Below are 4,466 nucleotides of genomic sequence, written 5' to 3'. Positions count from 1 at the left end.
AGCACCACCACCACGAAGGAGGTGCCCGCGCCGAGCGTCATGGCCCGCTTCGGAACGGCCTCGACGGCCGGGGCTTCGGTGACGACGTCCTCGATTGCCGCACTCATGATCAAACTCGCTTCACGATGGGCCGGCCGAACAGGCCGGCGGGTTTGATGACCAGCACGATGACGATCACGGCCAGCGCGATCGGCAGTTTCAACTCATTGCCGATGCCGGGGATGTAGGTCCCGGCCAGATTTTCGAAGATCCCGACCAGGAAGCCGCCGATGACGGCGCCGAACGGGCTGGTCAATCCGCCGAGCACGGCGGCGGCGAAGCCGTAGATCAGCACACCGCCCATCATGTTCGGTTCCAGGAACACCACCGGGGCGATCATCATGCCGGCCACAGAGCCGATCGCGGCCGCCATGCCCCAGCCCAGCGCAACCATCCAGGAGGTGTTGATGCCGACCAGCCGCGCCGATTCGGGCACCGAGGCGGCGGCCCGCATCGCGAGCCCGATCCTGGTATACTGGAAGAAGAAATAAAGCCCGAGAAGCAGCAGCAGCGTGACGCCGATCATGCCGGCCTGATGCGTCGAGATCAACTGGCTGCCGAGAAATGGCGAGGAGCCGAACGGCGTCGGATACTGCTTGATGGTGAAGTCCCAGATCAGGCCGGCGCACGAGTTGATGATCGAGAACAGCGCGATGAAGCCCGCGACATTGGTCAGGATCGGCGCTTTCTCCAGCGGCTTGAACAGCAACCGCTCGATGGCGATGCCGCCGGCGAAGGACAACACCAGCGTGAGCACGAAGGCCGCCCAGTACGGGATGCCCCATTGCATCAACTGCCAGGAAATGAAGGTCGAGAACATCGCCATCTCGCCTTGCGCGAAATTGAGATGGCCGATCGCCTGGTAGATCATGACGACCGCGAGCGCCATGCAGGCATAGATCGCACCGGTCGAGATGCCGGCCAGGATCTGGTTGGTGAAAAGCTCCATCGGTCTGTCGCTCCTCAGTAACCGAGATAGGATTTACGGACGTCTTCGTTGTTGGCGATCTCTTTCGCCGCCCCCGCCATCACGATGCGGCCGGTCTCGATCACATAGGCCTGGTCGGCGAGTTCGAGCGCGAGCTGCGCGTTCTGTTCGACCACCAGGATCGTGACCTTGTCCTCGCGGTTGATCTTGCCGAGGATCTTGAACAAATCGCGCACGATCAATGGCGCCAGCCCGAACGAGGGTTCGTCGAGCAGCATCAGCCGAGGCCGCAGCATCAAGGCGCGGGCGACCGCGAGCATCTGCTGCTCGCCGCCCGACAGCGTGCCGGCCTGCTGGGCGTAGCGCTGCTTCAGCACCGGAAAATGGTCGTACATCCGCTCGATGTCGGCGATGATGCCGGCCTTGTCCTTGCGGGTGATGGCGCCGAGCTGGAGGTTTTCCTCCACCGTCATGGCGGTGAAGGTTCCCCGGCCCTGCGGCACATGCGCGATGCCGAGCCGGACGATGTTTTCGGTCGAGCGGCTGGCGAGCGGCGCGCCGTCGAACTCGACCGCGCCGGTCGAGCGCACCATGTTGCAGATCGCCCGCAGCGTGGTGGTCTTGCCGGCGCCGTTGGCGCCGAGCAGCGTGGTCAGGCTGCCCTCGTTGAGCGTGAAGTCAAGGCCGTGGAGCGCCTGTACCTGGCCATAAAAAGCGCGCAGGTCCCTGACGTTGAGCATGACAGTCATTGGTCTTTGCTCCCGAGATAGGCCTTGATGACGTCCGGATCCGCCTGCACCTGCGACGGCGTGCCTTCCGCGAGCTTGCGGCCGAAATTCAGTGCGACCACGTGGTCGGCGATCGACATCACCAGCCCCATGTGATGCTCGACCAACAGCACGGTCACCTTGCGATCGTCGCGAATGCGACGGATCAGGTCGCCGAGCACATGGACTTCCTCGTGATTGAGGCCGCCGGCGGGCTCGTCGAGCAGCAGGATCTTGGGATCGGCGGCAAGCGCGCGCGCCAGCTCGACGCGCTTCTGGGTGCCGAACGGCAGGCCCGATACCGTGGTGTGCGCGACGTCCTCGAGGTTGAGATAGCCGAGCAACTCGTGCACCTTGTTGTTGACCGTGGTCTCGGTGCGGCGAACCCAGGCCAGCCGCAACGAATCGCTGATGATGTCGCTGGAGGTGCGGGAATGCGTGCCGACGCGGACATTGTCGAGCACCGAGAGATTGGGAAACAGCGCGACGTTCTGGAAGGTGCGGCCGATGCCGATCTCTGCGATGCGATGCGGCGGTCGCCGCAGGATGCTCTTGCCCTCCAGCAGGATGTCGCCGGAGCTCGGCTGATAGAGCCGGCTGAGGCAGTTGAACAGCGTCGTCTTGCCGGCGCCGTTGGGTCCGATCAGGCCGAGGATGTGGCCCTGATGCAGGTCGAAAGAGACGCCATTCAACGCGACGATGCCGCCGAACACGACGCTGACGTCGCGGACTGCGAGCAGCGGGTCCTCGCGCTGCGCCAATTGAGCCTGCGTCATGTCGCCTCGCCCAATGTCCGCGTTGGGCGAGACCGGCCTGACGAAAAATCTCGCCGGTCGCGACGATGAAGCCTACCTGATCCCCTCGGCCATGCGTGCAACTTTTCCTCCTGATCTCACTCGCTTGCTCTGTTCTTTTTTTGATTGTGTCGTTTGTTGTGCCGGCTGCGACATGGCGCCGCCGAGGGTCGCTTCGATGTTCCTTACCATCGCGACGAGACGAGGTCCAATGTCGCTCAGAAGCCGTTCTTCCGTGAAGCGGAATGCCGGCGCGCCACAGTTAAACGCATAAGGGCCGGTCCCGTCATTTAACTTTAGTGCAACGCCGACGGCATGCACATCGTTCTGCCACTCACCCGCGGAAATCGCGAAGCCGTGTCTGGCCACGGTTTCGCCGGAGCGTTCGATGCCGTCGCGCAGCTTGGTCCAGCGGCTGCCGTAATGCTCCCTGAGCTCGCGCAGCAGGGCTGCGCGGTCATCATCCGGCAGCGCCCAGATATAGGCGCGGCCCATCGCTGTAGTTGCAATCGGGATCCGGGAGCCGACGTCAAGTTGAACGCCCAGCGTCAAGCCGTTCCGGCTTTGACCGAAATAGATCATGCTGTGGCGGTCGCGGCCGCCGACTGCGACCGCCCCGCCGGTCGCGCGCATGACCTCCTCGCGGAACGGCTCGGACAGGTGCCGAACCCCCAAATTCGCAAGTGCGGCATAACCGAGCGCCATGGCGGATGGCGCCAGTTGATACTTCTCAAACCGCGGAACCGGCGTAAGATAGCCGAGCTTGGTCAGGGTATAGGTCAATCGGGAAACGGTTGGCTTCGGCAGATTAGTGCGGGCCGCGATCTCCTGATTGCCGAGAAGGCCGTCATTGGGTTGGAATGCGCGCAACACATCAAGTCCGCGGGCAAGCGCGACGACGAAGCTGCGATCTGTCGCTGCCTTCTTGCCTGAACGTTTCATCTGCTCCCGACGGGCCTGGCGCGTTGACAAGGCACGTGCTTCAAAATAACCCTGCATGTCAAGATGTGGAATTGGATTTCGCAGTGCGAAATTGGCGGAAATTGAGCCGGTAGACGCAAGACATGATGCGAGGCAGCCCAGGCTCAGCCACTCAACGCAAGCTGCGACGCTGTCAACAGCGGGACTTCTTCTCGACAAGGCATCCGGGAATCTAGCAACATCCAAGAACCCAAGAACAAGCACCGAAGAACAAGAACCCAACAACACGAAACCCAAGAACAAGACATTCATTCAAGGAGCGCAGCGTGAACGAAGTGGTCAAGCTCGAACGTCGCGACGTCATCGGCGTCATCACCGTCAACAGCCCTCCCGTCAACGCCCTGAGCGCCGCGGTCCGCGGCGGTATTCTGGAATGCGTCAAGGCCGCGATCGCCGATCCCGAGGTGAAGGCGATCGTCCTGACCTGCGCCGGGCGCACCTTCATCGCCGGCGCCGACATCACCGAATTCGGCAAGCCGCCGAAACCGCCCGGCCTCGCCGAGGTGCTGAGCGAGATCGAGAACTCGCCGAAGCCGATCACGGCCGCGATCCACGGCACCGCACTCGGCGGCGGTCTCGAAGTCGCGCTCGCCTGCCATTTCCGCGTCGCCACCAAGGACGCGAAACTGGGGCTGCCCGAAGTGAAGCTCGGGCTGTTGCCCGGCGCGGGCGGCACGCAGCGGCTGCCGCGCGCGGTCGGGCCTGAGCTTGCGGTCAAGATGATCGTCGGCGGCGATCCGATCAGCGCGGCGGAAGCTCTGAAGAACGGCCTGATCGAGGAGATCGTCGAAGGTCCCGCCACGGGCGGCGAGGCGTTTGCCCGCAAGGCGCTGGCGGAGAAGCGTCCGCTGCACAAGCTGCGCGACGACGATTCCAAGCTGGTGGCGGCCAAGGCCGATCGCTCGATCTTCACCAGCGCGGTCGCCGCGATGACCAAGCGGGCGCGCGGGCTGGAGG

5 protein-coding genes and 1 pseudogene are annotated in these 4,466 nt (G+C 63.6%); 1 reads left to right on the top strand and 5 read right to left on the bottom strand.

What is annotated here, in order from left to right; all coding sequences use genetic code 11:
• The 5 genes and pseudogenes from WCB02_RS33205 to WCB02_RS33185 form a co-directional block, all read right to left on the bottom strand.
• Positions 1-107 (bottom strand): annotated as a pseudogene (locus WCB02_RS33205) (branched-chain amino acid ABC transporter permease); the annotation flags it as partial.
• Between the two features lie 2 nt (positions 108-109).
• Positions 110-988 (bottom strand): branched-chain amino acid ABC transporter permease, encoded by an 879-nt coding sequence (locus WCB02_RS33200; protein WP_423965061.1) that lies wholly within the window; start codon positions 986-988, stop codon positions 110-112.
• 14 nt (positions 989-1,002) lie between these two features.
• Positions 1,003-1,716, bottom strand: a complete 714-nt coding sequence (locus tag WCB02_RS33195) for an ABC transporter ATP-binding protein (RefSeq protein WP_423965059.1) — start codon at positions 1,714-1,716, stop codon at positions 1,003-1,005.
• Positions 1,713-2,510, bottom strand: coding sequence for an ABC transporter ATP-binding protein (locus tag WCB02_RS33190; protein WP_423965057.1), 798 nt, complete (start codon positions 2,508-2,510; stop codon positions 1,713-1,715). The genes WCB02_RS33195 and WCB02_RS33190 overlap by 4 nt, the downstream gene beginning before the upstream one ends.
• Positions 2,511-2,582: 72 nt before the next feature.
• The gene (locus tag WCB02_RS33185) at positions 2,583-3,470 is read right to left on the bottom strand and encodes an IclR family transcriptional regulator (RefSeq protein ID WP_423965064.1); all 888 of its coding nucleotides are present in this window, start codon (positions 3,468-3,470) and stop codon (positions 2,583-2,585) included.
• A 305-nt stretch (positions 3,471-3,775) separates the two neighbouring features.
• Here WCB02_RS33185 and WCB02_RS33180 point away from each other — a divergent pair.
• The coding region (locus tag WCB02_RS33180) for an enoyl-CoA hydratase/isomerase family protein (protein ID WP_423965055.1) at positions 3,776-4,466 on the top strand (691 nt) is incomplete at its 3' end.

Origin of the sequence: Bradyrhizobium sp., from assembly GCF_049581145.1 — a bacterium.
In the GTDB taxonomy this organism is placed as follows: domain Bacteria; phylum Pseudomonadota; class Alphaproteobacteria; order Rhizobiales; family Xanthobacteraceae; genus Bradyrhizobium.
The sequence above is the reverse complement of the archived record's forward strand: the minus strand, read 5'-3'. Positions and strand labels throughout refer to the sequence as shown.

Bases quoted from the DNA above. Each gene is read 5' to 3' on its own strand.
- WCB02_RS33200 (WP_423965061.1), bottom strand. From the start codon at position 988: ATGGAGCTTTTCACCAACCAGATCCTGGCCGGCATCTCGACCGGTGCG.
- WCB02_RS33195 (WP_423965059.1), bottom strand. From the start codon at position 1,716: ATGACTGTCATGCTCAACGTCAGGGACCTGCGCGCTTTTTATGGCCAG.
- WCB02_RS33185 (WP_423965064.1), bottom strand. From the start codon at position 3,470: ATGAAACGTTCAGGCAAGAAGGCAGCGACAGATCGCAGCTTCGTCGTC.
- WCB02_RS33190 (WP_423965057.1), bottom strand. From the start codon at position 2,510: ATGACGCAGGCTCAATTGGCGCAGCGCGAGGACCCGCTGCTCGCAGTC.